This is a genomic window from Marinobacter sp. B-21 (assembly GCF_056857895.1).
In genome coordinates, this window is record NZ_JBSXNZ010000088.1 from 324,822 (window position 1) to 350,249 (window position 25,428).

Below are 25,428 nucleotides of genomic sequence, written 5' to 3' on the forward strand. Positions count from 1 at the left end.
CGTTACCCTCTCTATTCAGAAACCGAGACTGGACAACAGGTCATCCACATCGTCCTGTCCCGAGACTACATCTTCACGCTCATCGGCCTTGATCTGGGGCCCGACGCCCTTTTCCGCAGATTCTTCCTGGTCATCAATCTGGTGCACGGTGCCCGTCAGCTGATCAACATGACTGGCCATCACCACCAGACTGAGCATCTGTTCCTCAACCTCTTTCACCAGCGTGGTGACTTTCTGGATGACCTGCCCGGTGAGATCCTGGAAATCCTGGGCCAGCAGTATTTCCGAGAGATTGTTGTACATGGTGTCCGCGTCCGTGGCCATGCCAGCGAAGAACTTGTCGATCCGGCCATACAACTGGCGAAATTCTGCCGGCTGCATCTCCCTGCGGCGCAAACGTTGCCACTCGTCCCGCAAGGCTGCCGCCTCGTCTCTCAGTGCGTTGGCTACCGGCATGGTTGCCTCGACCAGATCCATGGTCCGGTTGGCCGCTTCACCGGTCATATGCACCACGTATTCGAGACGGTCAGAGGCATCTGTCATTTTTGACAGCGCTTCCTGTTGTTCAGCGTTACGGGGATCTATCTGAAAGTTCCGGATCGCTTCGTGCAGGCTTCGGGTCAGTCGCCCGACCTCCCGGTACAGACTCTGATCCCTGACTTCGCTGAGTTCATTGATCAGGGTCATGGCTTTGGCATATTCGCCGGCATTGACGCTTTCAGCCAGTTCGGTTGCCTGACGCTGGAGCTTTTCCGTCACCTCTGGTTCGAGGCCCCGATGGTTCTTTTTGCTATCGCTCATGAGAGCCATCCGACCTCTGGTTACTGGATTCTTTCAAAGATTTTCTCAATCTTTTCCTTGAGCACCGCAGCAGTAAACGGCTTGACAACATAGCCATTCACGCCTGCCTGGGCAGCGGCAACAATCTGGTCCCGCTTGGCCTCTGCGGTTACCATCAGCACCGGCAGGGTTTTCAGGTTCTCGTCAGCCCTGACGGCCTTGAGCAGATCGAAACCGGACATGCCCGGCATATTCCAGTCGGTTACCAGAAAATCATACTTTCCGCTTTTGAGCATCGGCAGCGCCGTGTTGCCGTCATCGGCTTCATCGGTATTGGTGAAGCCAAGATCGCGCAGCAGGTTCTTGATGATCCGTCGCATTGTGGAAAAGTCATCCACAATGAGAATTTTCATGTTCTTGTCCAATGGGACCTCCAGTTAGTAACACCCGGAATTCGTTTGACCTTTCGGCTCGAAGTCTAGCAGGCCGCTGTTTTAACCGCTTATTGTCTGATCTTTGCTTCGGTTGTAAAGCATCGGTTACCAAAAACTACAGACTGCTCCGCTGCAGACACACAAAGGCGGTGATCAGTTGCCCGTATCCTGGCGCCAGTCCGATAACCGTCCGCGAAGGCGCAAGGCCGCCTGGCTGTGAATCTGGCTGACCCGGCTTTCACTGACGCCGAGCACCGCGCCGATTTCCTTGAGGTTCAGCTCGTCCTGGTAATACAGGCTCAGCACCAGTTTTTCCCGCTCCGGCAGTTCCTCTATAGCCTCAGCAAGACTGCGGCGGAACGCGTCGGACGAGAGTCCTTCGAGCGGATTATCCCGTGGCTCTGTCTGTTCTATCGGCAGCTCGCCGGATTCATTGAGCTCATCGAGACTAAAAAGTCGGCCGCTGTTGGAGTCGGAGAGGTAGGAATGGTACTCGGCCAGCCCCATGCCCAGTTCTTCAGCCACTTCCAGATCCTGGGCTTCCCGGCCGAGACGATCTTCAACGGCCTTGATGGCCTGGGAAATGCGGCGGGTATTACGGTGCACAGAACGGGGAACCCAGTCGCCCTTGCGGATCTCATCCACCATGGCACCGCGAATCCGGATGCCTGCGTAGGTCTCGAAGGTTGCGCCCCTGGTGGCGCTGTAGCGTTGAGCCGCCTCGAGCAGGCCGATCATTCCGGCCTGCATCAGGTCGTCAAGCTGCACAGAGGCTGGTAGCCGGGCCATCAGATGAAGGGCAATTTTCTTGACCAGAGGCGCGTGCTCCTCAACGAGCTGGGAAGGCTTCTGCGCGCCTGACTGGTTATAGATTCCGAGGTTTTTCGCCAATGTCATGTATCCGGTTTTTTTGTTTGACTGGATCCGATTCAGACTTCGACGAGCCGCTCCACAAAGAATTCCAGATGCCCACGGGGAGAGGAAGGCAGCGGCCAGTTATCAACTTTTTCCGCCAGCGCCTTGATCGCCAGGGAAGCTTTCGCCCTGGGATAGACATCCAGCACTGCCCGCTGCCGCTGAACCGCTTTTTTCACGGCTTCATCGTAAGGCACCATGCCGACATATTGTAGTGCCACATCCAGGAAGCGCTCGGTGACCCGGGTCAGTTTTTCAAACAGGTGCCGGCCTTCCTGCTCATTTCTCACCTGATTGGCAAGAATGCGGAAACGGTTGGTGCCGTAATCACGGTTCATGAGTTTGATCAGGGCGTAGCAGTCGGTGATGGAGGTGGGCTCGTCGCACACCACCAGGAGCAGCTCCTGGGAGGCTCTCAGAAAGCTCACCACTGATTCGGAAATGCCCGCGGCGGTGTCTACGATCAGCACATCAATCTGGTCACCGAGTTCGCTGAACGCGTTGATCAGCCCGGCATGCTCCATGGGGCTGAGCTGGGTCATTCGCTGGGTACCGGAGGACGCCGGTACAATCTTGATGCCACCGGGGCCATCGACCAGAACGTCCTTGAGGTCACAGTCGCCCGCCAGCACATCCTGAAGGTTCCGGTTGGCGGTAATACCGAGCAGTACATCGATATTGGCCAGCCCGAGGTCGGCATCAAGAAGCACGACTCTCCGGCCTTTCTGTGCCAGGGCAATCCCGAGGTTAACCGACACGTTACTCTTGCCGACTCCACCTTTTCCGCCGGAAACTGCAATCACCTGTACCGGTTGTGCTTTGCTCATACTGTTTTTTGTCTCTCGCCACGTTTAGCCGGGTGCTGTCTTTTCGGACGCTCGCTGTCAGTCTGTCCGCTCTCAGCGCCCGCTCTCTCAGGCTCCTTCTGCGACCGCCTGCTGTTTCTGGAGAGTTTTAAGCCGGTCCACGGCCAGCCGCACCAGCGGAACCGCTTCCGCGTGGTGCAGGTCTTCGGGAATCTTTTGCCCGTCAGTGTAGTAGGCCACCGGCAAACCGGTTTCCATCACAAAGCCGAGAGACTCGCCAAGTGTCAGGGCCTCGTCGATCTTGGTCATCACGCAGCCCGCAAGATTTGCCATCTTATAGCAATGCCAGACGGATTTCATGATGCGCGGCTGACTGGTGGCCGAGACCACCAGATGCGTCTTGACATTGTGATGGCTGCGCGCCAGTTCGGCCAGCTGTTCCTGATAGCCTTTGTCCGCACTGGTCAGCCCGGCAGTGTCGATCAGTACCAGATGACGGTCTGACAGCTCGTCCAGAATATCATCCAGACCGTGGCTCTCGTCGACGACTCGCACCGGAACATTCAGGATGCGACCGAAGACAAACAACTGCTCGTGGGCCGCCACCCGGTAGCGGTCAGTGGTGACCAGGGCCACGGAATCGGCACCATGCCTGAGCACATACCGCGCCGCCAGCTTGCCGATGGTGGTGGTTTTTCCGGAACCGGTGGGCCCCACCAGGGCAAAGACCCCGCCCTGATCCAGCCATTCTATGCGGGAAGTCCGTACGCCGGTGCACAGCATTTTGAGGGATTGCTTCCAGCCATCCTCCAGTCGCCCGGCCTTGTGGCGGCGAGAAATTGACCCCGCCAGACCGCTACCGAGACCGAACTCCTGAAGCCGCTCGGCCAGTCTCTGCTGAACCGCATTGGCTGCCGGCACCTCAGGCTCAGGCTTACCGCCCTGCATCAGGTCCTTCAGGGAACGGATCTCCGCACGCATCTGTGCCAGTTCATCGGAATAGGCCTCCCCGGACCGGACCGGAGCCGGATCCTGATCATCAAATCCGGAACCCACCACCTCCTGAACCGCCGGGAACGACGTACCGGCATAACCGCCCCCCTGGGCGGCCCGCTTTTCCCGGACCTCTCGGATTCGATCCCGGGACCGGCCGAGTTCGTCCTCAAGACGACGGTGCTGGTCCGCCTGCATTTCAGCCAGGCGGGAGCCGTTAGTGGCTTCCTGCGCCTGGTCACCCAATCGCTGACGCGCCATGTTTTCGTCGTAGTCCAGCGCCGTCACTATTTCGACGCCGCCGTCTACCCGGCGGTTTGAAAGAATTACGGCGTCTGGCCCCATCTGTTCACTGACCTGTTTCAGCGCCTCTGCCATGGTCCTGGCAAAAAACCGTTTTACTTTCATGATGCCTCTTCCTCCACCGGCAACGCCGTGCCGGCGCCGTCCGCTCTGTCATCCGCGCCGTTACTGGCCAACGGACGCCACGATCGTGATCTGTTTGTTATCCGGTATTTCCTGGTACGAGAGCACATGCAAACGCTCTACCCCGTAGCTGGCGAATTTCGCCAGTACCGGCCGCAGGGGCCCGGAAACCAGCAAAATGGCTGGCTTACCCAGCATTTCCTGCCGCTGGACGCTCTCCTGAAGGGAGCGCTGGAGCTTTTCAACCATATTCGGCTCCAGGACCAGGCCAATGTCTTCCTGTCCGCCGGATTGTTGACTCTGCTGAAAAGATTTTAGCAATAACTGTTCCAGATCCGGATCCAGGGTAATCACCGGTATCTCCGCCTCATTGCCGCAGATGCTCTGCACGATCATCCGCCGCAACGACTGACGGGCAACGGTAGTCAGCAACTTTGGATCCTGGCTCTTCGGATGGACATTGACGATAGCCTCGGCAATGGAGCGCATGTCCCGGATCGGCACTTCTTCCCGGAGCAGGTTTTGCAGCACCTTGAGAAGCAGACTGATGGAAACGGTGGTCGGTACCAGCTCCTCGGCGAGTTTCGGTGAAATCTTCTCCAACTGGTCCAGCCACTGCTGAACTTCCTCGTGGCCCAACAATTCATGGGCGTGCTTCTGCAGCACCTGATTCAGGTGAGTAGCCACGACCGTGCTGGCGTCCACAACCGTATAGCCGAGAGTCTGGGCCTGATCCTTGCGGTCCGGTTCGATCCAGCTGGCATCCAGGCCGAAGGCCGGGTCCTTGCCCTCAATGCCTTCAATTTTTCCGAATACCTGACCCGGATCGATAGCCAACTCCCGGTCGGGGTGAATCTCAGCCTCGGCGATGGTCACACCCATCAGCGTGATGCGGTAGACGTTGGGCATCAGATCGAGATTGTCGCGAATGTGAACCGAAGGCATCAGAAAGCCCAGATCCTGGGACAGCTTTTTTCGCACGCCCTTGATGCGGCTGAGCAGTTGGCCACCCTGGGACTTGTCCACCAGCGGAATAAGCCGATACCCCACCTCCAGGCCCACGATGTCCACAGTGGCCACATCGTCCCAGCCCAACTCTTTGGTTTCGCCCGGCGCCGGCAGTTGACGACCCTGGTCGGAGCCGGCGTCACCGCCCGGCGGAAGATCGCGGCCAGCCGGTCGAGGCGCGCCCCCGGCCCCACTCCGTCCCGGGAATACGCCCTCTTCTTCTATCGTCTGGCGCTGATGTTTCCAGATATACCAGGCGGCACCGCCGGCCAGGGTACCCAGCCCCAGGAAGGCCACATGGGGCATACCGGGAATCAGGCCAAGAATGATCAGGATGGCTGCGGCAATTGAGAGTGCCTTGGGCGCGCTGAACATCTGCTGCAAAATCTGCCCGCCCATGTCCTGGCTGGAAGTAACCCGGGTAACCATGATGGCGGCGGAGGTAGACAGCAGCAGCGACGGGATCTGCGCCACCAGACCATCACCGATGGTCAGCAGCGCATAGCGCTCCATGGCCAGGCCGAAATCCAGGCCATGCTGGAGCATACCAATGGCGACCCCGCCAATAATATTAATGGCCAGAATCAGCAGGCCGGCAACGGCATCGCCCTTCACGAACTTGGAAGCACCGTCCATGGAGCCGTAGAAGTCGGCTTCCTGGGCAATCTCTGCCCGGCGATGCTTGGCATCATCCTGGTTGATCAGACCGGCGTTCAGGTCGGCGTCGATCGCCATCTGCTTGCCTGGCATGGCATCCAGCGTAAACCGGGCACTTACCTCGGAAACCCGGCCGGCGCCCTTGGTCACCACCAGGAAGTTGATGATCATCAGGATCGCAAAGACCACCAGCCCAACGGCGTAGTTGCCGCCTATCAGCACCGCACCAAAGGACTCGATAACCTTACCCGCGGCATCCCCCCCCTCGTGGCCGTTCAGCAGCACGATCCGGGTAGACGCCACATTCAAAGCCAGGCGCAGCAGCGTCGCCACAAGCAGCACAGTCGGGAAAGAGGCGAACTCCATGGGCCGGAGGGCATAGACACACACCAGCAGGATGACGATCGACAGGGTGATGTTAAAGGTAAAGAACACGTCCAGCAGGAAGGCGGGCATGGGAAGAATCATCATGCCCAGCAACCCCATCAACATGACGGGTACGCCCAGATTGCCCCGCGTCAGGGTTTTGACGTTATTGAGGACCAAAGCTCTGTCCATGCCGGAAACTTCTCCGATTGCCGCGCCTGAAGGCGTTATGAAGGTCGGGATTCTGACGCCGGGACGTCGTTTGAAAGGGTTATGGCAAGATCCGTACCACTCCTGAGGGAATTTCACGCGGAGCAGTGCTCCGCAGCCTGACTCGCCTAGCCAGATACGGTATCCTTGCGCCATTTAATTGAGACACTGAAACCACAATCAGACACACAGGTGACCCCATGCCAATCCACGAGGTAAAACACCCGCTTATCCGCCACAAGCTCGGCCTGATGCGCCGGGCGGATATCAGCACCAAGAATTTTCGTGAGCTGGCGCAGGAAGTCGGTGCCCTGCTGACCTACGAGGCCACCAAGGATTTCAACCTGCAGGAAAAGACCATCGATGGCTGGGCCGGCCCGGTGACGGTGGAACAGATCCACGGCAAGAAAATCACCATTGTTCCGATTCTTCGTGCGGGTCTTGGCATGCTCGACGGCGTACTCAGCCTGATCCCGGTCGCCCGGGTAAGCGTTGTCGGCCAGATCCGCAACGAGGAAACCCTGGAAGCCAGCACCTATCTGGAAAAACTGGTTGGTGAGCTTGACCAGCGCATGGCACTGATTGTCGACCCGATGCTGGCTACCGGCGGCTCCATGATTTCCACCATCGAGCTGCTCAAGAAGGCGGGCAGCACCGAGATCCGGGCCCTGGTTCTGGTCGCCGCTCCAGAGGGTATTGAAAAGGTCCTGGAGAAACACCCGGATGTGTCTGTCTACACGGCCTCAGTTGACGAACGCCTGAACGAGAAAGGCTATATCCTTCCGGGTCTCGGCGATGCCGGCGACAAGATCTTCGGCACCAAGCAGAAGGACGTTTGAGCATGCAGGACCCTACCAACGACCCGGTCTGGAAACAGGCGATCGCCGGCTCCCAGATGCTGTTGGTGGCCTTCGGCGCCCTGGTTCTGATGCCACTGATTACCGGGCTGGACCCCAACGTGGCCCTGTTCACGGCCGGCCTTGGCACCCTGATCTTCCACCTGGTCACCGGCGGCCAGATTCCCATCTTCCTGGCCTCCTCCTTCGCCTTTATCGCACCGGTTATTGCCTCCAAGGGCCGGTTTGGCATGGAAGAAACCCTCGGCGGCCTGATGGCTGCGGGTATCCTCTACATTATCCTGAGCGGGCTGATTCGCCTGAGGGGCACCGGGTTTGTACGCCGTCTTTTGCCTCCGGTCGTTATCGGCCCGGTGATCATGACCATCGGCCTTGGCCTGGCGCCGGTCGCCGTTCACATGGCGTCGGGCCGCACCGGTGATGGCGCCACCCAACTGATCCCGTACAACACCGCCATCTGGATCGCCATGATTTCCCTGGCGGTGACCATCATCATGTCGGTCTGGGCCCAGGGCATCTTCCGGCTGATCCCGATCATGTTCGGCGTTATTACCGGTTACCTCCTCTCCGCCTTCGCGGGCATCGTCGATACCACACCGATTCAGGAAGCGGCCTGGTTTGCCGTCCCCAACTTTGTTGCGCCGGCGTTCAGCTGGGGTGCTGTTCTGTTCATGATTCCGGTCGCCATCGCCCCGGCCATCGAACACATCGGCGACGTACTGGCCATCGGCAATGTCACCCGCAAGAATTACCTGGAAAAGCCCGGCCTTCACCGCACCCTGCTGGGTGACGGCCTGGCCACCAGCGCCGCTTCCCTGCTCGGCGGACCGCCTAACACGACCTACTCGGAAGTCACCGGCGCGGTCATGCTGACCCGGAACTTCAACCCGAAGGTGATGTGGTGGGCCGCCTGCATTGCTATTGTCCTGGCCTTCATGGGCAAGTTCGGCGCAGCCCTGCAGACCATCCCGGTGCCGGTCATGGGTGGCATCCTGTGCCTGCTGTTCGGTTCCATCGCCGTGGTTGGCCTTAACACACTGATCCGCCATCAGGTGGACCTGTCACAGTCCCGCAACCTGGTTATCGTGGGTGTCACCCTGGTGTTCGGTATTGGCGGCATGGTTCTGGGGAACCTGGAAGGCATTTCGCTGAGCGCGGTGGTTGCCATCACCCTGAACCTGGTGCTGCCCGGCAGCCACGAGGCCTGGGGAAGAGCCATTTATGAGCAGAAGACCGACTGACAGCTCCGGCATCAGTTTCACTGCCCTTTATACCGGCGCCGTCTGGCACCGGCACGGGCTGTCGGACGACACCCTGGCCACCGGGAAGGGTCGCTGGCTGTACCGCCTGATGACACCGTTCGAGGCCGTCAGCAAGGCAGCGGTTGGCGGCAACATCCGGACGTTCCTGCTCCAGCGCCACCTGATCATTGATCACCTGATTGACCGCGCCATTGCCGAACGGGGCATTACCCAGGTTCTGGAAATCGCCTGCGGCATGTCACCCCGCGGCATCCGCCTCCGGCAAAAACACCCCCTGATCCACATGGTCGAAGCCGACCTTCCGGACATGGCCGGCCGCAAAGCGCTACGGCTTCTGGCCACCAACCGGCTGGGCGACCATCATCAGGTTACCCCCATCGACATCCTCGCGGACCAAGGTGAATACCAACTGGAAAAGGTGATCGACCGCGTGTTCGACAACACCCGGCCGGTGATCATCATCACCGAAGGCCTCACCAGCTATTTTTCACTGGCGACCATCACCGACTTCTGGCGCCGCCTGTCCGCCGCCATGGCCAGACGCCCCGGCTCCGTTTACCTGTCCGAAAGTTACTACCAACCCAGCCAGCCACTGCTGAACACCACCCTCAAAGCCCTCGGCAGTCTGCTCGGGGCCGCCACCCGCAGCCAGGTCAGCTTTCACTTCCAGACCGACGACCAGGCCCGGGAGCATTTCCTGTCCTGTGGTTTCACCTCGGCCACGGTTCACGATCCCCGGTCCTGGTATGGGGTTCTGCCGATACCCGAAAGCCGCGGGGAGCCGATGGTTCGGGTTATTGAGGCTAGCTGCTGAGTTCGTTGTTCTGGGATTCTGGTAGCCTGCTGAGTTTTGGAGTTTGCGGAGGTACGGGCACCCCTCCCAAAAACCGCTACGAGCACGTCCATGTGCGCTTGTTTCCGGCCATCCCTGGCCTCCAACATTTTTGGGAGGGGTGCCCGTACCTCCGCTATCCAAGCCCAGTAATATATCAACAATGTCGATGGAACTTGATTGGAGACCAGGCGTTGCGGAACAACCGGATGTATTGAATCAGGCGAAACTGTAGTAAGCCTCAGGAATGATGCCCAAACATCTTTGGGCGATATCGATGGGCTTGAAAAGGCCGCCCACAACCACGCAACCTCCAACCCTGAAAGGCTGGGAAACCAGGCTAAACATCCCGCCGCAAATCCGAAGGAATCGGAAAATCAGGCATACCAGGCTTAGGCCCACGCCCCTTGCGGAACTGCCGCAACTGGAACACATAGGCAAGAACCTGTGCGATAGCCATATAAAGGCCATCGGGAATCTCCTCGCCAATCTCGGTGTTGTGGTAAACCGCCCGGGTCAGCGGGGGCGTGCGCAGGATTTCGACTGTGTTCTCGCGGGCGATTTCCATGATCTTGAAGGCAATCTCGTCGGCACCCTTGGCCACCACCATGGGCGCGGCCATGGCCTTCTGGTCGTATTTCAGGGCGACTGCGTAGTGGGTCGGGTTGGTGATCACCACGTCTGCCGAGGGCACGTCCTGCATCATCCGGCGCTGGGCCATCTCGCGCTGGAGCTGGCGAATCTTGCCCTTGACCTCCGGCTTGCCCTCGGTGTCCTTATACTCGTCCTTCACTTCCTGCTTGGTCATCCGGAGTTTTTTCTGGTGATCGAAGATCTGGAAAGGCACGTCAATCATCGCAATGATGATGGTGGCGCAGGATAACAGGAAGAAACTCCAGCCAAGGGTCCAGAGCACGTGCTCCATCGCCGGTACCACCGGCTCTTCGGCAATGCTGAGCAGGTCTTCGGTGTGCAGGTTGAGGATCAGGATAGCTAAGGCCATGACCAGGCCGACTTTGGCAATGGCTTTGACCAGTTCGATCAGGGAGCGCATGGAGAACATGCGACCCAAGCCCTTGATGGGGTCCATGCGATTGAGTTTTGGCGCTACGGCTTTGCCGCTGATCAGCAAACCGCCGATGCCTATGGAGCCGAATACGGCGGCAATCAGGAGCATGACCAGGATGGGTGCGAGCGCCCAGGCGGCTTCCTTGGCGGAAGCTAGCAGCTGGACGCTCATGTGCCGGGTGTCGAAAATGGCGGAGCGTTCAATAACGAAGCTGTCGTGCATGATGGCTTCCAGTGAGGCGCCGAGGCTGGTGCCGAACATGAGCAGGCCGCCGGCGCCGGCCAGGAGAACGGCCATGGTGGCCAGTTCCTTGGAGCGGGGGGTCTGGCCCTCCTCCTTGGCTTTTTCCAGCCTTCGGGGGGTGGCCTCTTCCGTTTTTTCCTGACTGTTGTCGTTTTCTTCGGCCATTCTCTGGATCCAACTTTCTGAGTTGCGGTCGGGGGTGATGACTTCCCAAAACACGCTCCTTGCGGCACATCCATGTGACGCTTGGTCAGGGCTGCCCTTGCAACCCCCGCATGAAGTCAAAGGTGTCCCTCGTGTACTGATCAAAGTGTGGCAGAAAATTGGCGTGCAGCACCCATATCGCAAACAAACCAAAAATCAGGCCAATCGGGAAACCGAGGGCGAAGATGTTCATCTGGGGCGCGGCACGGGTCATGACGCCGAAGGAGATGTTGACAATGAGCACGGCGGTCACGGCTGGCAGCGCCAGGAGCAAGGCGGAGGCGAACATCCAACTGATCCGGTGGGCAAGTTCCCATACGCCGGTCTGACCCAGGCCCTCCATGCCAACGGGCAGGGTCCGGAAGCTTTCGATGAAGACTTCGAAGGCCACCAGGTGTCCGTTCATGGCCAGGAACAGCAGGGTGATTGTGATGGTGTAGATCTGGGACAGTACCGGCACGTTGACGCCGTTGGCCGGGTCGACCATGGAGGCGAAGCCGAGGCCCATTTGCATGGCGATCATCTGGCCGGCAACGACAAAGAGCTGCCACAGGGCGGTCAGCGCAAAGCCCATGCCGACGCCAATCAGGATCTGTTGCAGGGTGATTACCACGGCGTCGGCACTGAGGGCTTCAACCCGGGGTGCGGCCGGGATCATGGGCACGATAAGCACGGTCATCAGCAGGGCGAGACCCAGGCGCACCCGGGCCGGCACCAGTTGGCTGCCGAAGATGGGAATGACCATAAGAAAGCTGGCCATGCGGAACAGGGGCCAGAGGTGCTGGCCTACCCACTGGCCTATGATGTCCGCGCTGATGTCTGCCGGTATCATCCGTCAGCCGATCAGGTAAGGGATGCTGGAGATCAGGCGGTTGGCATGGTCCAGCAGTTGGGTCAGCATCCAGGGTCCCCAGACGATGATAACGACAAGCGTGACCAGCAGGCGTGGCAGGAAGCTCAGGGTCTGCTCGTTTATCTGGGTCGCCGCCTGGAAGGTGCTGACAACCAGACCGATAATCAGACCCGGTCCGATGATTACGGACGCCAGCAGGACTATCAACCAGAGTGCTTCGCGCAGGATGTCGATAACCGTTTCCGGAGTCATAAGGCCTCCTATATTCCGTAACTGGCAGCCAGGGTGCCCATGACCAGGGCCCAGCCGTCCACCAGCACAAACAGCATGATCTTGAAAGGCAGGGAGATGATGATGGGCGACAACATCAGCATACCCATCGCCATGAGAACACTGGCCACTACCATGTCGATAATCAGGAACGGGATGAACAGGATAAATCCGATCTGGAAGGCGGTCTTGAGCTCACTGGTGACAAACGCCGGCATCAGGATCCAGAAGGAAACGTCCTGCGGGGTGTCGTACTGCACGTCGGAAATTCGCATGAACAGGGCCAGATCGCTTTCCCGGGTCTGTTCCAGCATGAACTTTTTGAATGGCTGGCTGGCCTGCTCAACCGCCTCAAGAGACGTGACTTCTTCCTGCAGATAGGGCTGCAAACCTACCCGGTTGGCCTCTTCCAGTACCGGTTTCATGATGAAGATACTGAGAAACAGGGCCAGCCCCAGCAAAATCTGGTTTGACGGTGTGGACTGCAGGCCGATGGCCTGGCGGAGGATCGCAAACACCACGATGATACGGGTAAATGAGGTCATCATCATCAGCATCGCCGGCAGGAAGGTGAGCGCGGTCATCAGCGCCAGTATCTGCAGGGTCACCGAATATTCCTGTACGCCCTCGCCTTCCCCCGGCGTGACCGTAAACGCGGGAATACCGGGAATACCGGTAGATTCCTGAGCCAGAGCCAGTGGCGCCCAGGCCAGGCCGGCGAGCACAACCAGGGTCGGAATCAGTCGCTTGAGAGTCGCGGCAAGCATGGGCCTAGTCGTTCCTCGTCGGGGCGGTCCAGGATTTGCCGATCATGGTTTGCAGACGGCGGGCAAAATCACCGGAATTGGCATTGCCGGCGTCGACGACAGGCTCGTCAAACACGTGCAGGGTTCTTATGGCCGAGGGCGTAATCCCCAACAGGATCTGCTGACTACCCACCTCAATCAGGGCGATGCGTTCCCGTGTTCCGATGGCCATGACCGAAACCACCTTGATGGCGTTGTTGTTCATGCCGGTCATGCCGTTCATGCGGCGGATGATCCAGGCGCAGCCATAGATCACCGCAATCACGGCGACAAGGCCCAGACCAAGGCTGACAATGGTGCCAAGGGTATCCGGCGACCGGATCGGGGAAGCCGGAGCCGCAGTGCTGGCCGTTTCCTGAGCCAGGGCCGGAGTCACCAGCACCAACAATGAGATGCCCGGGAACTTTGACCACATATTATTTCTGCAACCGTTTGATTCGTTCGCCCGGGCTGATCACATCGGTCAGGCGAATGCCGAACTTTTCGTTCACCATAACAACCTCCCCGTGAGCAATCAGGGTACCGTTTACCAGGACATCCAGTGGTTCACCCGCCAGCCGGTCCAGCTCGATCACCGAGCCCTGGTTCAGCTGAAGCAGGTTACGTATCGGAATCTGGGTGTTGCCTACTTCCATTGATATGGTGACCGGAATATCCAGGATAACGTCGATATCCGGTGACAGGCCATTGCCCTGGGCGGGCTCGGTTCCCGTATCGAATTCCTCCATGGGGGCCGTCTGAACGCCATTGTCGGCCTCCCCGGATTCACCGGCCTCGGCCATGGCGGCAGACCACTCGTCCTCACGGCTGCCCTCATCGCCGGATTCTTCCATGGCTGCTTCCCACTCGGCAGCCAGCTTTTCGTCTTCGCTGAGTTCCTGCTCGTCGTTCTTGTTGTCGTCAGCCATTGCGTCCCACCTTCAGTTGTTTCTTTACTTTGGGCAGCGTTGCCCGTTCGTGAATTCTCAGTGCCAGTTTTCCGTCACGGGTCCCCATCGTGGCTTTGTAGATGGGAATGCCGTTAGCGGTAACGGTCAGGTGATCCGGCATCTCCACGGGGATGATGTCTCCGGCCTTCATTCTTGCGATGTCCCGCAAGGAAATCCGCCGGCGACAGACCGTGGTGTTGATCGGCACGTTCACCTCCTTGATGTCTTCCTGCAGCGCGTTAACCCAACGCTCATCAACATCATCGATATCACTCTGTACCCCGGCGTCCAGTACGTCGCGGATAGGTTCTATCATGGAATAGGGCAAGGCGAAGTGGAGTTCTCCGCCGCCACCGTCCAGTTCGATATGGAAGGTGCTGACCACCACCACTTCGCTGGGACTGACGATGTTGGCCATAGCCGGATTTACTTCCGAACTGAGGTACTCGAAATCGACCTTGAGCACCGCATGCCAGGCTTCTTTCATATCCTGAAATACCTGGTTCAGAACCATCTGGACGATGCGGGTCTCGGTCGGGGTGAATTCCCGGCCTTCGATCTTGGCATGGCGCCCTTCCCCGCCGAAGAAATTGTCCACCAGCTTGAACACCAGCTTGGCGTCCAGCACGAACAGGGAGGTGCCCCGCAACGGGCGTACCTTGCACAGGTTAAGGCTGGTGGGCACATACAGCGTGTGAATGTACTCACCAAATTTCATGATCTTGACGCCGCCGGTGGAAACGTCGGCGTTGCGGCGCATGAGGTTGAACAGACTGATTCGGGTATAGCGGGCAAACCGCTCATTGATCATTTCCAGGGTCGGCATGCGACCACGGACGATGCGGTCCTGACTGGAGAGGTCGTAGGGCTTGATGCCGGAATCATCGGCCTCTTCGTAGGTATCTATGTCACCATCATCCACCCCGTGGAGGAGGGCATCGATTTCATCCTGTGACAACAAGTCCTGCATACTTAATCCTGCCCCTGATAGGCTTCGCCCATGCCCTATTGCACGACAAAATTTCTGAATAGCACCCGTTTGACGGCGGGCTCACCTTCCTGTTCCAGCACCTGGTTCACGGTCGTCAGCATTCGCTCGGCCAGGCCCCGGCGCCCCTCGGGTGTCTGCAACTCATTGAACTCACTGTTACCAAGAACCATGACCAACTGGCTGCGAATCAGTGGCAAGTGCAGTTGCGCCGCTGCCAGAGCCTGCGGATCAGTCGCTTCCAGCGCCAGGTAGACCTGGGCATAACGCTGGCGCCCCTGGGCTTGCACCGTCGTAACCAGAGCCTTGTCAATCAGTACGTAGGTGCTGGGAACAAAGCTTTCTTCTGCTGCCTCGCCCGCTTCCCCATCGTCTTCGCCCATTCCTGGCAAACCACCACCGAGAAACCACAGGGTGCCCACAACAGACAGTACAATCGCCAGAATCACGACCACCACCAGCATGATGATCAGCTTCAGTTTGCCTTTTTTGGCGGGAGCCGTTTCAGACGCGTTATTTTCAGCCATAGTGTTCGCTTTGCCAGAAATCCGTCAGAGGGAGCGTTTTTCCGTGACTTTTTCAGATTGGATGCAAGGGATGGGCCAGAAACCCCAACCTTCCCGTTCAGGACAGCAGTTTAGCGTTGCCGGGAAGGATGGGCAAAAGAGATTGGAAGAGCATGTCGGGAGCCGTCAGGCGAAGATGTCCACTTCGCCTTTCCAACTGAGATCAAGGTTAACCGAGTTCAGGCTGTCGTCATCCTGCCCGGTATCGGCAAGTGGCGATGCCGTGGCTGTACCAGAGGCATGGCTGTCGCCGGCTCCCTGGTCACCGGTCTGCTGCCGGGGCGAATCAGAAACATCAAATCCTGCCAGAGACAGACCCTGCTCTCCCAGCATGTCCCGCAACCGGTGGGAATGCAGTTCCAGCTGGTCCCGCACCACAGGGTTGGCAGAGTGAACAGTGATGTTCGCCTGTTCATTCTGAACCCGGACCTTAACCTCCATCGGCCCCATGTCGGGCGGAGTCAGGTGAATTTCCGCCACCGACATATTCCGGGCGGTCAGCCAACTGAGCTTACCGACCAGTTTGTCACCCCACTCAGCGTGGCCAACCGGTACATCAATGGAGGTGGCGTAACTCCTCAGCGGGCCCGCCGTCTCGGCAGTCAGCTTTGCAGCGGCATTGGTGCCGCTTGCCCCTTGCTGCGACACCAGGTCAAGGGCCGACTGGAAACGACCGGAGGTAAGCACTGTGCCCGAATCCGCGTTCCGGCCAAGGTCCGTGAGCGCCGCAGCTTTCACGGCTTCCGTCACCGTTGCATCCGATGTGACACCGGCAGGGGTCTTGGCGTTCTGGCCAGGAACGTTCGACAGGAGCCCGTTGAACAGTCCATTGCCCGGGGTCAACTGACCGGCTACTCCGGCCGGCACCCCGGACCCGGTTTTGGGTGCGGCTGCAAACAGGCTGGCCTCGCCCGGGCTAGCGGATTGCGGACTTAGCCAGGCCTGCAATTCGGCAAAGGTAAGCGGGAGCACAGTAGCGTCCGGGTCTGTTCCATCCTCGGCGACCTCAGTCTCAGCGGAGGTTGAGCTCGCCGCGTCAAAGGACCCGACGGCTTCTTCATCACCTTTCGTGACGGTGCCTGTGGCGCCGGAAGCCTCACTCTGGCCGGTGTCAGATTGGGCAGGCTGTTGCTCATCGGTGGAACTTGCCTTGTCGTTTCGCTCCGCCTTCTGGCGATCCATACGTTTTTGCTCCGCCTCTGAGACCGACTCAAAATCGCGTTTTCTTTCAGCCGTATCGCCACTGCTGGCGGATCTGGAAGGGCCGGATTCCTTCTGAATCCCGGGCGCAGGAGTTTGGGGAAGAACCATTTGGGCCATGGCAACCTCTTGCCGCTTTTGTCACGTTGGCGCCCTTACCTTGCCGGACTCTGGCCGATGCACGGGCGATTGTTCCACTATTGCAAAAGGCTAAGCAAATGCGGTGCCAGGCACTCTGGTTTGATAAAGCGGGCGCCAATTAACGCACCAGCAGACCCTCCAGCCTTTGGGTTACCTGATGAAATTCCGCCTCAATGGCATCCAGCAATGCCGGAGCCTCTTCCAGACGAGATTCTTTTCCGGCCATTTCGGCATTCAGGCTCAGTTCACCGAGCCGGGGAGCGCCGATATTGATACAGCTGCCCTTGAAACTATGGGCTGTTTTGATGAAGGCATCGCTGTCATTTGCCTCCAGCGCTTCCCGCAAACTCCGGATCCTGTCCCGGGAATCCGCAAGATAGGTCTGTATCAAAACGTCGAATTCGTCTTCCATGACGTCCTGAAGCTCAGCCAGCGCTTCCTCGTCAAGGTGTGGTTTATCACTCATGACCGACCCCCTGGTACGTTTGATGACATTTAACGGGCCATATCGCCCTGGTTTGCCGCGGCGCCACTGAAGTGCCAATCATAGACAATTTCAACATGATTACCCTGCTCATGAAACCTGACGGATTCAGAAAGACGTTTCAACAGCAGCAGGCCCCGCCCGGCATATCGCTTACTACCTTCGGGGTAAGCGCTGGATGTGACACCCGGATGGCTTTGGAAATCAAACCCCCGTCCGCTGTCCTCACACACCACACGCAGCCGGCCGCCATCCGGTTTCAGGGAATGATGAAGGGTAAAGCGAATATAATGGCCCTCGACATTGCCCAGACGCCGCTTACGCTCCAGATAGTAACGGCCAAACCCTTCCGGGGAATGTTTCCACTCCGACGGCAGTTCCAGCACCCCGTGTTCGAGGGCATTGTTGTAGAGCTCCGCCAGCAGCGTATAGATCTCGCCGCTTCGCCGGCGAAGGCCCGGGACCTCCATGCAGATATGCAGAAGCAGCGGCAGCGGACTGAACTCCCCGAGGGTCTGCTCCCGGATCTCATAGCTGCAACGCCACTCCGCAGGGCCGGCAAGCGAGGAAGGCACCGTCCGGTCCGGCAAAGCGGAAAAACCCGCCTGGTCGCTCATTTCCAGACAACAGAGCGTCAGATCGTCGCCATCTTTGAGGTCCCCGGTAAACCGGTGTACCGCCGACATCATGATATCAAACGGGTGCTCACTGTTATCGGAATGTGCCAGGGCATCAGCCACACCCTGCTCGCCAAACACGTTTCCTGTGCTGTCCGCGGCTTCCAGAAACCCGTCGGTCATCATCATCAGACGGTCGCCGGGGCCGGTACCAAGCCTTTCGAACTCCGCACTGAACTGGTCCGGCGCGAGGATACCGAGGGGCAGGTGCCGCGAAGGCAGCGCCTGCCGGTCATCCGAAGAGCGAATCAGCCAGCCGTCCGGCAAACCACCGTTCCAGACCTGAACCTGATTGAGCTTGAAATCCGCCTCAATCATGGCGCCGCAACAGAACATGTCGGTGGGAAGAATGCGCTTGAGTTTCTGGTTGATCTCCCGCAACACATCCTGGCCGTTAAAGCCTTTGCTGGCCATGCCGTAAAAGATTTCTGCAACCGGCATGGCGCCAATGGCTGCCGGCAATCCATGGCCGGTAAAGTCACCCATGAAAATGAGCATGCCGCCGGCCGGTCTCGGAGACGCAAACAACACGTCGCCATTAAAAATGGATTGCGGCGACGCATGGTAGCGAATGTTGCTCGCGTCCAGGCAACCGGAGTGAGCAACATTGTCGAATACCCGCTTGGCAATTTCCTGCTCTTCGGTCAATTGCCGGTTCCGCTCCCGGATCAGATCCCGCTGGTCAGACAGGGCCTGGTGCATCAGCCGCATCCGGTTGAAGGCGTTGATCTTCGCTTCGATGATGATCCGGTTGTAGGGTTTTCCCAGAAAGTCATCGCCGCCGGCTTCCAGGCACCGGGCCAGCGCCCCGGCTTCGGACAGGGACGTCAGGAAAATCAGCGGAACCAGCCGTTCGCCGGCCAGGGATTTGATCTGCCTGGCAGCCTCCATACCATCCATCAGCGGCATCAAGGCATCCAGCAGAACGAGATCCGGCGCTTCCTGCCGGAACAGGGAGACGGCATCGAGGCCATTCGAGGCATCCAAGACCTCGTGGCCCAGGCGCTTTAAAAGGGTTTTAAGGATGAGGCGATCGCTGTCCGAATCATCGGCAATAAGAATTCTGAGTGGGCGGTGTTCTGCAACGGCATCATCCATGAGAGCTCCACCAGTTCGTACGCATCAGCGAATGTTGAACAGTTGCTCGAAATTGGAGATGGAGAGGATTCGCCGGACGTCGTTATTGCAATTCTCAATCACAATGCGGGCGCTGTCGCCGCCGGCATAATCCCTGAGCAACAACAGCATGCCCAGCGCCGAGCTATCCAGGTAGGTTGTATCCGACAGGTCTACGACATACCCCCGGATGTCCGGATCGCCATGCTCGTAGGCATCCCGGAACGCCTGGTGGGTGCTGAAGTCAAAGCGCCCCTCAATTCTGATAACAAGGGTCCGACCGCTATTATCGCGGCGCGTCTGAATCGGCATTCCCAAACCTCCAAAGGCGTCAAGAGCAGCATTCAACCGGCCCTACCCACCGGCTCTTCTTCGGTTAAGGATAGCTGAGTGACCTGAAATTGCATCCGCATTTGCTTGATGCAGGACAAAATTCAGCGCTGCCGCCGGCTAAAGGCCCGGCCTGCCGCTTCATCCGAAAGCTTCTGGTCACGAAGGTCCTGCTCTGTGCGTTCCTGTTGTCGGCAGGTGTCGATGTATTTTTCCATGCCACGGCGCCGCTCCCAGGCTTGCTGCCATTCCTGCTTGCGCACCTCGAACACTTTCTCCGCTTGATCCAGCTGCGTCTGCTGCTGCCGGATCACCTGGTCGAGTTGCGCAATGAAGGCCTGCCAGGCCTGCAGGCGAGACACCTGCACCACCCCTTGCTGGCTGTTCCGGATCTGCTGGCGATACTCCTGCTGGTAGCGGTTCAGGTTTTCCACCTGTTCACGCTGCTGGTCAACCAGTTTGCGGGCTTCGCCCATCCGCTCCAGGGCCTCCTGCTCTTTGCGCACCTCAAGGGAGAGAACCACTGCCAGTCGCTGTGACCTCAGCATCAGCCGTCACCTGCGCCGCTGGCGGGATTCGGTACGGCAGACTTGCGCCGCTCAGGAGATCGGCGCTCAGGCACAACCGCCAGCAACTGCTCGATACTGTCTTTCAGCGGTGCACTCTCGTTCAGCCCCTGCTGCAGAAACTGTCGCATATTGCCGATGTGAGTAATGGCAAAATCGGTTTCCGGATCGGAACCCTTCACGTAGGCACCAACCGATATAAGGTCCCTGGCCTGCTGATAGCGGGAATACACCTGCTTGAACCGCTGGGCCCGGGCGAAATGCTCGGTGTCGGTGACCTGGGGCATCACCCGGCTGATCGAGGCTTCGACATCGATTGCCGGGTAATGGCCCTCTTCCGCCAGCCGGCGGGACAACACAATATGGCCATCGAGAATTGCACGGGCGGCATCGGCGATCGGATCCTGCTGGTCGTCGCCTTCGGTCAGTACGGTATAGAACGCAGTAATGGACCCACCACCCGGGCGGCCATTACCGGTTCGTTCCACGAGCTGCGGTAATTTGGCAAACACCGATGGCGGGTAACCCTTGGTCGCTGGGGGCTCACCAACGGCCAGGGCGATTTCCCGCTGCGCCTGGGCGTACCGGGTCAGGGAATCCATCAAAAGGAGCACTCGCTTGCCCTGATCCCGGTAATACTCGGCAATCCGGGTGGTCAGCATGGCCGCGCGCAGGCGCATCAGCGGTGAATCATCCGCCGGTGAGGCCACCACCACCGAGCGTAAAAGTCCTTCCTCGCCAAGGATGTCCTCAATGAACTCCTTGACCTCACGGCCCCGCTCGCCAATCAGGCCGACCACGGTGATATCGGCATCGGTAAACCGGGTCATCATGCCCAGCAGCATACTCTTGCCCACGCCACTTCCGGCAAACAGGCCCAGGCGCTGACCCTGGCCAACGGTCAGCAAGGCATTGACGGCGCGAATGCCGACGTCCATGGACTGGCGCACCGGCGCACGGTTCAGGGGGTTGATAATATCGCCGGCCAGGGGCACCCGGGCTTCCGCCTGTAAGGGGCCCTTGCCGTCAAGGGGCTCACCGCTGCCATCGACCACCCGGCCCAGCAGTTGCGGGCCCACCGGTACGCGGCTTGCCGCCGACAGGGGCACCACCCTTGCCCCCGGCTTGAGGCCCTCAATCGCGGTGAGGGGCATCAGGTAAACCCGGTCATCCTCAAACCCCACGACTTCGGCTTCAACATTGCCGGCACCCTGGCCAAAGATCACACATCGGTCACCCACCACCATGGGACAGCCAACGCATTCGAGGGTCAGACCGACCATCCGGGTCAGCCGGCCGGATAGCTCCGGTTCGGGCTCATTGCCAAGAAAGCCCTTGAAGCGGCTCAGGCGGTCAGCGAGGTTCGAGGTCATCGCCGTCACCTTCGTTCGGCACCGGCTTCGGGCCTTCCCGGGAGTCCTCCGGCTCCTGCGAACTCAGGACATCGCGATGGAAACCGGTCAGATCCTCCATCAGCGAATCCAGTTCTTCGGTTTCTCCGCTTTCGCTCTCGCTCATCTGTTGGTCCAGCATGCTCTGAACGGCTCGCTGGAAACGCTTCTCCACGGTGAAATCAACCAGGCTATGGCGAGTCTCCACCCTGCAGCCACCGGGCAGGATGTTGTCGTCTTCAATCACCGAAGCGGATGTTTCGAGGCGTGCAGTAACTTCCCGGACCATTTCACAATCTTCCGGATGAATATGGATGCGGATGTTTTCTGCCGTGGAGGGAAGGGCATCCAGTGCCCGGCGAACCACATGCCGAATCTGGGAGGAATCGATAGTAAGTTCCCGGTAGACCACCGCCCGGGCCAGAACGGTGGTGAGATTAACCAGGGCGGTTTCCAGCTCGTCTTCGTGGCGCCGGATGGGCAGCAGCAGCTCGCCCAGCAGATGCTCAAGCCGGTCAAGTTTGGTATCAGTTTCCTTTCGGGTATCCTCGTAGCCCTGGCTCTTGCCCTGCTCCCGACCTTCCGCCAGCCCGGTTTCCAGGCCTTCCTGATGGCCCTGTTTACGTCCTTCCGTGAGCCCGGCCTGATAGCCCTGCTCCCGGCCTTCGTTATAGCCATCTTCCCGCGCGGCCTGGCGGATCCCGTCAATGTCCGCCACCGTCAGGGGTTTGACGTCCCTCTCCTCTTCCCTGGCCACTTCGTTGCCACGCGCATCCAGCAAGGGCAGCTCCCAGCGCTCATAGGCTGTCAGTTGCTCTTTCGGAATCCGGTTGAGGTCGCGGGTGGAATCTTTCATCACATCATTTCTTCGCCAGCGCCGCCGAGGGAGATTTCACCGGCCTCCGCCATGCGGCGTGCGATGGTAATGATGTCTTTCTGTGCGGATTCAACTTCGCTGACCTTAACCGGCCCCTTGGCCTCCAGATCATCCTGAAGCAGTTCCGCCGCACGCTTGGACATGTTCTTGAAGATCTTCTCCTGCACCTGGTCGTCGGCACCCTTGAGCGCCACCACCAGAACCTCCGAGGACACCTCCCGCAGCAGCGCCTGGATACCGCGATCGTCGACCTCCTTGAGGTTGTCGAACACGAACATGAGATCTTCGATGGTGCTGGCAAGATCCGGATCCATGTCCTTGATGGAATCCATCAGGTTGCCTTCAATGCTCCGGTCCATGAAGTTCATGATGTCCGCCGCCCGCTTCACGCCGCCAATCCGGCTGGTCTGGGAGGCGGCGCCACCGGAGAACTGTTTCTCCAGAATATCATTCAGTTCCTGCAGGGCCTGGGGCTGGATGCTCTCCAGCGATGCCACCCGCATCATCACATCAAGGCGGACTTTTTCATCGAGTGTGCCAAGAATCTCCGCCGCCTGGTCCGGATCCAGGTAGGAGATAACGATGGCCTGGATCTGGGGGTGCTCGTAACGAATGATGTCACCCACGGCCCGGGGTTCCATCCATTTGAGGGTATCCAGCCCCGTGGTGTTGCCGCCGATCAGGATGCGGTCAATCAGGCTGGCGGCCTTATCGTCGCCCAGAGCCTGGGTCAGCATCGCCCGGATGTAATCGTCATTGCCCACGCCCAGACCGGTCTGGCCACCCACGGCATCGACAAACTGATTCAGTACAAAGGTCACGTCGTCCTTGCTGACGTCTTTCATCTGGGCCATGGCAACGCCGACACGCTGAACCTCTTTAGGCCCCATGTGTTTCAAAACCTCGGCAGCATCGGCCTCGCCCAGGGACATCAGCAGAATGGCTGCCTGCTCAACCCTCGGAATCTTCCGCTGGGGTTTCTGCGGTGCGCTGGTGCCCTGCTGGTTGGCTTGTTCAGTCATCGACGTTCACCCACTGGCGCATCACCTGTGCGACCCTCGCCGGGTCCTCCGCGATCAGGCCTTTCAGTGCATTCAGCTGCCTATCATAACTGTCTGTCGCGCCCGGCAAAAGCAGGTCATCCTGTGAGGACATGGCCTTGCGCAGTTCATCACCGCCTTCAATCTGGCCCAGACCACCATAACCGCCATCACCGGAATCCATGCCCCGTTCCCGCTGGCCACCGCCAGAAAGGCTCTTGAGGGTCGGGCGCAGCAGGCCAAGCACCAGAACCAGAACAACCAGCCCGGCCAGCACCTGCTTCATCAGATCCCAGAACCAGGGCTGCTCCCAGAATCCCGGGGCCTCGAATTCAACGGTTTCTTCCGGTGCGAATGCGGTGTTCATTACGGTAACGCTGTCGCCCCTTGCCGCTGAATAACCCACTGCATCCCGCACCAGCATACTCAGGCGTTGCAATTCCTGCTCAGGCCAGGGCTCATAGCTGACCTCACCGGTCTGGGGATCGACCACTCTCATGTCGTCCACGGCCAGTGCTACGGTAATTCGTTTGATCCGGCCGAGCTCCTGGCGCACGTAACTGACCGTGCGGTCCATTTCATAATTCCGTGTCGACTCGCGACGAACATTCACCGGCGGGGGCGCAGCGCCTTCGCCATTTCCTCCGACGGCCTGCTCTGGCACCGTCGCATCTGCCGGAGGCTGGTTGGCCAGCGCACCTGGAATCCCGCCCGAGGCCCCGGCCGCGCGCTGTTCGGTAAGCTCCCGCTCACTTCGTACGGCTTGCTGCTCCGGATTGAAAAGCTCTTCCGCCTGCTCAACAGAAGAGAAATCAAGATCCGCGGAGACCTCTGCCCGATACCGGCCATCGCCTACAATCGGTGAGATCAGGGACGCGACACTGCGCGTCAGCCGTTCTTCAATCCTGGAGGTGTAGTCATACTGATCTGCCATCCTGTCAGCATCACCCTGGCTTTTCTTGCCGGTGAGCAGGTTGCCGTTCTGATCCACGACAGTCACGTGTTCCTTGCTCATCATCGGAATGCTGCCAGCAACCAGATTCACAATCGCGCTGATCTGCTCGTGCTCCGGCCGGCGGCCTGCGAACACTTCAAGAAACACAGAGGCAGAGGGCTCCCGGGCATCACGGACGAAAACCGAGCGCTCGGGAATGGCCAGGTGAACCCGGGCATTGCGCACACCTCGCATGCTGGCAATGGTGCGGGCCAGCTCACCCTCAAGGCCTCTGCGGTAGCTGATGGTTTCCATGAACTGGGAGGTGCCCAGTCCGCGCTCCTGGTCGAGCAACTCGTAGCCCATGGTTTTTCGGTCGGTCACACCCTCGGCCGCCAGCTTCAGCCGCGCGTTGTAGACCTGATCCGACGGTACCAGCAAAGCGCCGGTGCGCGGGTCCATTTTGTAGTCGATGCCATTGCTTTCAAGGATGGAGGTAACGTCCTGCGGGTTGTAGGAGGACAGATCCCCCACCACAGGCTGGTAATTCGGCTCCTGAGCCCAGAGCACCACGGCCAGCCCCAGTGCCACGCTGGCAGCAAGACCAACCATCAGGCCAATCTGGCGCAGCAGGTTCAGTCGGTTGAACCCGAGGAACAGATCGCTCCGGCTCTCCGGCGCGTCGCCATCCCGGGCTGCCGGAACATTGGAGGCGTTGGTTTCTGCGGGTACGCTGGCCATGACTCTGCTCCGTTATCAGATCGGCATGTTCATAATGTCTTCGTAGGCCCGGACCACCCGATTGCGTACCTGGGTCAGTGCTTCGAAGGAGACAGAGGATTTCTGGGCGGCGATCATAACACGGGTTATGTCCACATTCGGGTCGCCCATATCGTAAGCAGTGCGAAGTTCACCCGCGGTTTGCTGGAGTTCATTCACGTTGTTCACAGCCTTGCCCAGCATATCGCTGAAGCTGGGGGTTTCCTGGGTTTCCTGAACCTGGCGGGGGCCGTCGACGCGGCCACGAACCGATTGATCCTGCTCGACTCGCTGGTTCTGCATCATTTGTGAACGCAGGGACCGGATATCGGACAAAACACTGTTGATGTCGGCGCGCTGAACCATAACTCTCTCCTGGCTCCGTCCTGCCACGGACGGAATTGCTCCTGGGACTCTGTTACTCCGAATTAAGCAATCA

General features: G+C 59.1%; 27 protein-coding genes. 3 read left to right on the forward strand and 24 right to left on the reverse strand.

Going from position 1 to position 25,428, the window contains the following annotated elements:
- Positions 1-15 precede the first annotated feature (15 nt).
- The 6 genes from AC13C0_RS19625 to flhA form a co-directional block, all read right to left on the reverse strand.
- On the reverse strand, positions 16-801 hold the full coding sequence (locus tag AC13C0_RS19625) for a protein phosphatase CheZ (protein ID WP_117620283.1): 786 nt from the start codon (positions 799-801) through the stop codon (positions 16-18).
- A 20-nt stretch (positions 802-821) separates the two neighbouring features.
- Positions 822-1,205 carry a chemotaxis response regulator CheY gene (gene cheY, locus AC13C0_RS19630; RefSeq protein ID WP_008173086.1) on the reverse strand — a complete coding sequence of 128 codons (384 nt, stop codon included), beginning with the start codon at positions 1,203-1,205 and terminating at the stop codon, positions 822-824.
- 162 nt (positions 1,206-1,367) lie between these two features.
- On the reverse strand, positions 1,368-2,111 hold the full coding sequence (locus tag AC13C0_RS19635) for an RNA polymerase sigma factor FliA (RefSeq protein WP_117617596.1): 744 nt from the start codon (positions 2,109-2,111) through the stop codon (positions 1,368-1,370).
- Between the two features lie 32 nt (positions 2,112-2,143).
- Positions 2,144-2,956, reverse strand: a complete 813-nt coding sequence (locus AC13C0_RS19640; protein ID WP_117617597.1) for a MinD/ParA family protein — start codon at positions 2,954-2,956, stop codon at positions 2,144-2,146.
- Positions 2,957-3,043: 87 nt separating this feature from the next.
- Positions 3,044-4,336 carry a flagellar biosynthesis GTPase FlhF gene (flhF, locus tag AC13C0_RS19645; RefSeq protein WP_341582206.1) on the reverse strand — a complete coding sequence of 431 codons (1,293 nt, stop codon included), beginning with the start codon at positions 4,334-4,336 and terminating at the stop codon, positions 3,044-3,046.
- Positions 4,337-4,396: 60 nt separating this feature from the next.
- Complete coding sequence (flhA, locus tag AC13C0_RS19650; RefSeq protein ID WP_117617599.1) at positions 4,397-6,577, reverse strand: flagellar biosynthesis protein FlhA; 2,181 nt, start codon at positions 6,575-6,577, stop codon at positions 4,397-4,399.
- A gap of 218 nt (positions 6,578-6,795) precedes the next feature.
- Between flhA and upp the strand changes: the two genes are divergently transcribed.
- Genes upp through AC13C0_RS19665 form a run of 3 tightly spaced genes read left to right on the forward strand, consistent with a single transcriptional unit; the run spans position 6,796 to position 9,528 of the window.
- A complete protein-coding gene (upp, locus tag AC13C0_RS19655; RefSeq protein WP_117617600.1) occupies positions 6,796-7,434 on the forward strand; it encodes a uracil phosphoribosyltransferase in 639 nt (212 codons plus the stop codon).
- Positions 7,435-7,436: 2 nt separating this feature from the next.
- Positions 7,437-8,693, forward strand: coding sequence for a uracil-xanthine permease family protein (locus AC13C0_RS19660; RefSeq protein ID WP_117617601.1), 1,257 nt, complete (start codon positions 7,437-7,439; stop codon positions 8,691-8,693).
- A complete protein-coding gene (locus AC13C0_RS19665) occupies positions 8,674-9,528 on the forward strand; it encodes a class I SAM-dependent methyltransferase (protein WP_482954903.1) in 855 nt (284 codons plus the stop codon). The genes AC13C0_RS19660 and AC13C0_RS19665 overlap by 20 nt, the downstream gene beginning before the upstream one ends.
- Positions 9,529-9,886: 358 nt before the next feature.
- Here the strand turns inward: AC13C0_RS19665 and flhB are convergent, their stop codons facing one another.
- The 18 genes from flhB to fliE form a co-directional block, all read right to left on the reverse strand.
- Positions 9,887-11,023, reverse strand: a complete 1,137-nt coding sequence (gene flhB / locus AC13C0_RS19670) for a flagellar biosynthesis protein FlhB (protein WP_482954904.1) — start codon at positions 11,021-11,023, stop codon at positions 9,887-9,889.
- A gap of 85 nt (positions 11,024-11,108) precedes the next feature.
- The gene (gene fliR / locus AC13C0_RS19675; RefSeq protein WP_341582209.1) at positions 11,109-11,894 is read right to left on the reverse strand and encodes a flagellar biosynthetic protein FliR; all 786 of its coding nucleotides are present in this window, start codon (positions 11,892-11,894) and stop codon (positions 11,109-11,111) included.
- 3 nt (positions 11,895-11,897) lie between these two features.
- Positions 11,898-12,167 (reverse strand): flagellar biosynthesis protein FliQ, encoded by a 270-nt coding sequence (gene fliQ, locus AC13C0_RS19680; protein WP_053112477.1) that lies wholly within the window; start codon positions 12,165-12,167, stop codon positions 11,898-11,900.
- A gap of 8 nt (positions 12,168-12,175) precedes the next feature.
- The gene (gene fliP / locus AC13C0_RS19685) at positions 12,176-12,952 is read right to left on the reverse strand and encodes a flagellar type III secretion system pore protein FliP (protein WP_117617605.1); all 777 of its coding nucleotides are present in this window, start codon (positions 12,950-12,952) and stop codon (positions 12,176-12,178) included.
- A gap of 4 nt (positions 12,953-12,956) precedes the next feature.
- Positions 12,957-13,406 (reverse strand): flagellar biosynthetic protein FliO, encoded by a 450-nt coding sequence (gene fliO / locus AC13C0_RS19690; protein WP_117617606.1) that lies wholly within the window; start codon positions 13,404-13,406, stop codon positions 12,957-12,959.
- Position 13,407: 1 nt separating this feature from the next.
- The gene (gene fliN / locus AC13C0_RS19695; protein ID WP_117617607.1) at positions 13,408-13,899 is read right to left on the reverse strand and encodes a flagellar motor switch protein FliN; all 492 of its coding nucleotides are present in this window, start codon (positions 13,897-13,899) and stop codon (positions 13,408-13,410) included.
- Positions 13,892-14,890 carry a flagellar motor switch protein FliM gene (gene fliM / locus AC13C0_RS19700; protein ID WP_117617608.1) on the reverse strand — a complete coding sequence of 333 codons (999 nt, stop codon included), beginning with the start codon at positions 14,888-14,890 and terminating at the stop codon, positions 13,892-13,894. The genes fliN and fliM overlap by 8 nt, the downstream gene beginning before the upstream one ends.
- A 35-nt stretch (positions 14,891-14,925) precedes the next feature.
- Positions 14,926-15,435, reverse strand: a complete 510-nt coding sequence (locus AC13C0_RS19705) for a flagellar basal body-associated FliL family protein (RefSeq protein WP_117617609.1) — start codon at positions 15,433-15,435, stop codon at positions 14,926-14,928.
- Between the two features lie 165 nt (positions 15,436-15,600).
- A complete protein-coding gene (locus AC13C0_RS19710; protein ID WP_482954905.1) occupies positions 15,601-16,656 on the reverse strand; it encodes a flagellar hook-length control protein FliK in 1,056 nt (351 codons plus the stop codon).
- A gap of 277 nt (positions 16,657-16,933) precedes the next feature.
- Positions 16,934-17,281: an Hpt domain-containing protein gene (locus tag AC13C0_RS19715; RefSeq protein WP_117617611.1), complete on the reverse strand. Its 348-nt coding sequence runs from the start codon at positions 17,279-17,281 to the stop codon at positions 16,934-16,936.
- Between the two features lie 29 nt (positions 17,282-17,310).
- Positions 17,311-19,074, reverse strand: a complete 1,764-nt coding sequence (locus AC13C0_RS19720) for a PP2C family protein-serine/threonine phosphatase (RefSeq protein ID WP_341582212.1) — start codon at positions 19,072-19,074, stop codon at positions 17,311-17,313.
- Between the two features lie 24 nt (positions 19,075-19,098).
- The gene (locus tag AC13C0_RS19725) at positions 19,099-19,404 is read right to left on the reverse strand and encodes an STAS domain-containing protein (RefSeq protein ID WP_341582213.1); all 306 of its coding nucleotides are present in this window, start codon (positions 19,402-19,404) and stop codon (positions 19,099-19,101) included.
- A gap of 122 nt (positions 19,405-19,526) precedes the next feature.
- A complete protein-coding gene (gene fliJ, locus AC13C0_RS19730) occupies positions 19,527-19,970 on the reverse strand; it encodes a flagellar export protein FliJ (protein WP_117617614.1) in 444 nt (147 codons plus the stop codon).
- On the reverse strand, positions 19,970-21,361 hold the full coding sequence (fliI, locus tag AC13C0_RS19735; protein WP_341582214.1) for a flagellar protein export ATPase FliI: 1,392 nt from the start codon (positions 21,359-21,361) through the stop codon (positions 19,970-19,972). The genes fliJ and fliI overlap by 1 nt, the downstream gene beginning before the upstream one ends.
- A complete protein-coding gene (locus AC13C0_RS19740; RefSeq protein WP_341582215.1) occupies positions 21,342-22,235 on the reverse strand; it encodes a flagellar assembly protein FliH in 894 nt (297 codons plus the stop codon). Before AC13C0_RS19740 ends, fliI begins: the two co-directional genes overlap by 20 nt.
- A complete protein-coding gene (fliG, locus tag AC13C0_RS19745; RefSeq protein WP_117617617.1) occupies positions 22,235-23,278 on the reverse strand; it encodes a flagellar motor switch protein FliG in 1,044 nt (347 codons plus the stop codon). The genes AC13C0_RS19740 and fliG overlap by 1 nt, the downstream gene beginning before the upstream one ends.
- Positions 23,271-24,971 carry a flagellar basal-body MS-ring/collar protein FliF gene (gene fliF / locus AC13C0_RS19750; protein WP_341582216.1) on the reverse strand — a complete coding sequence of 567 codons (1,701 nt, stop codon included), beginning with the start codon at positions 24,969-24,971 and terminating at the stop codon, positions 23,271-23,273. Before fliF ends, fliG begins: the two co-directional genes overlap by 8 nt.
- A 15-nt stretch (positions 24,972-24,986) precedes the next feature.
- Entirely contained in the window at positions 24,987-25,355 is a 369-nt protein-coding gene (gene fliE, locus AC13C0_RS19755) for a flagellar hook-basal body complex protein FliE (protein ID WP_341582217.1), read from the reverse strand.
- Positions 25,356-25,428: the final 73 nt, after the last annotated feature.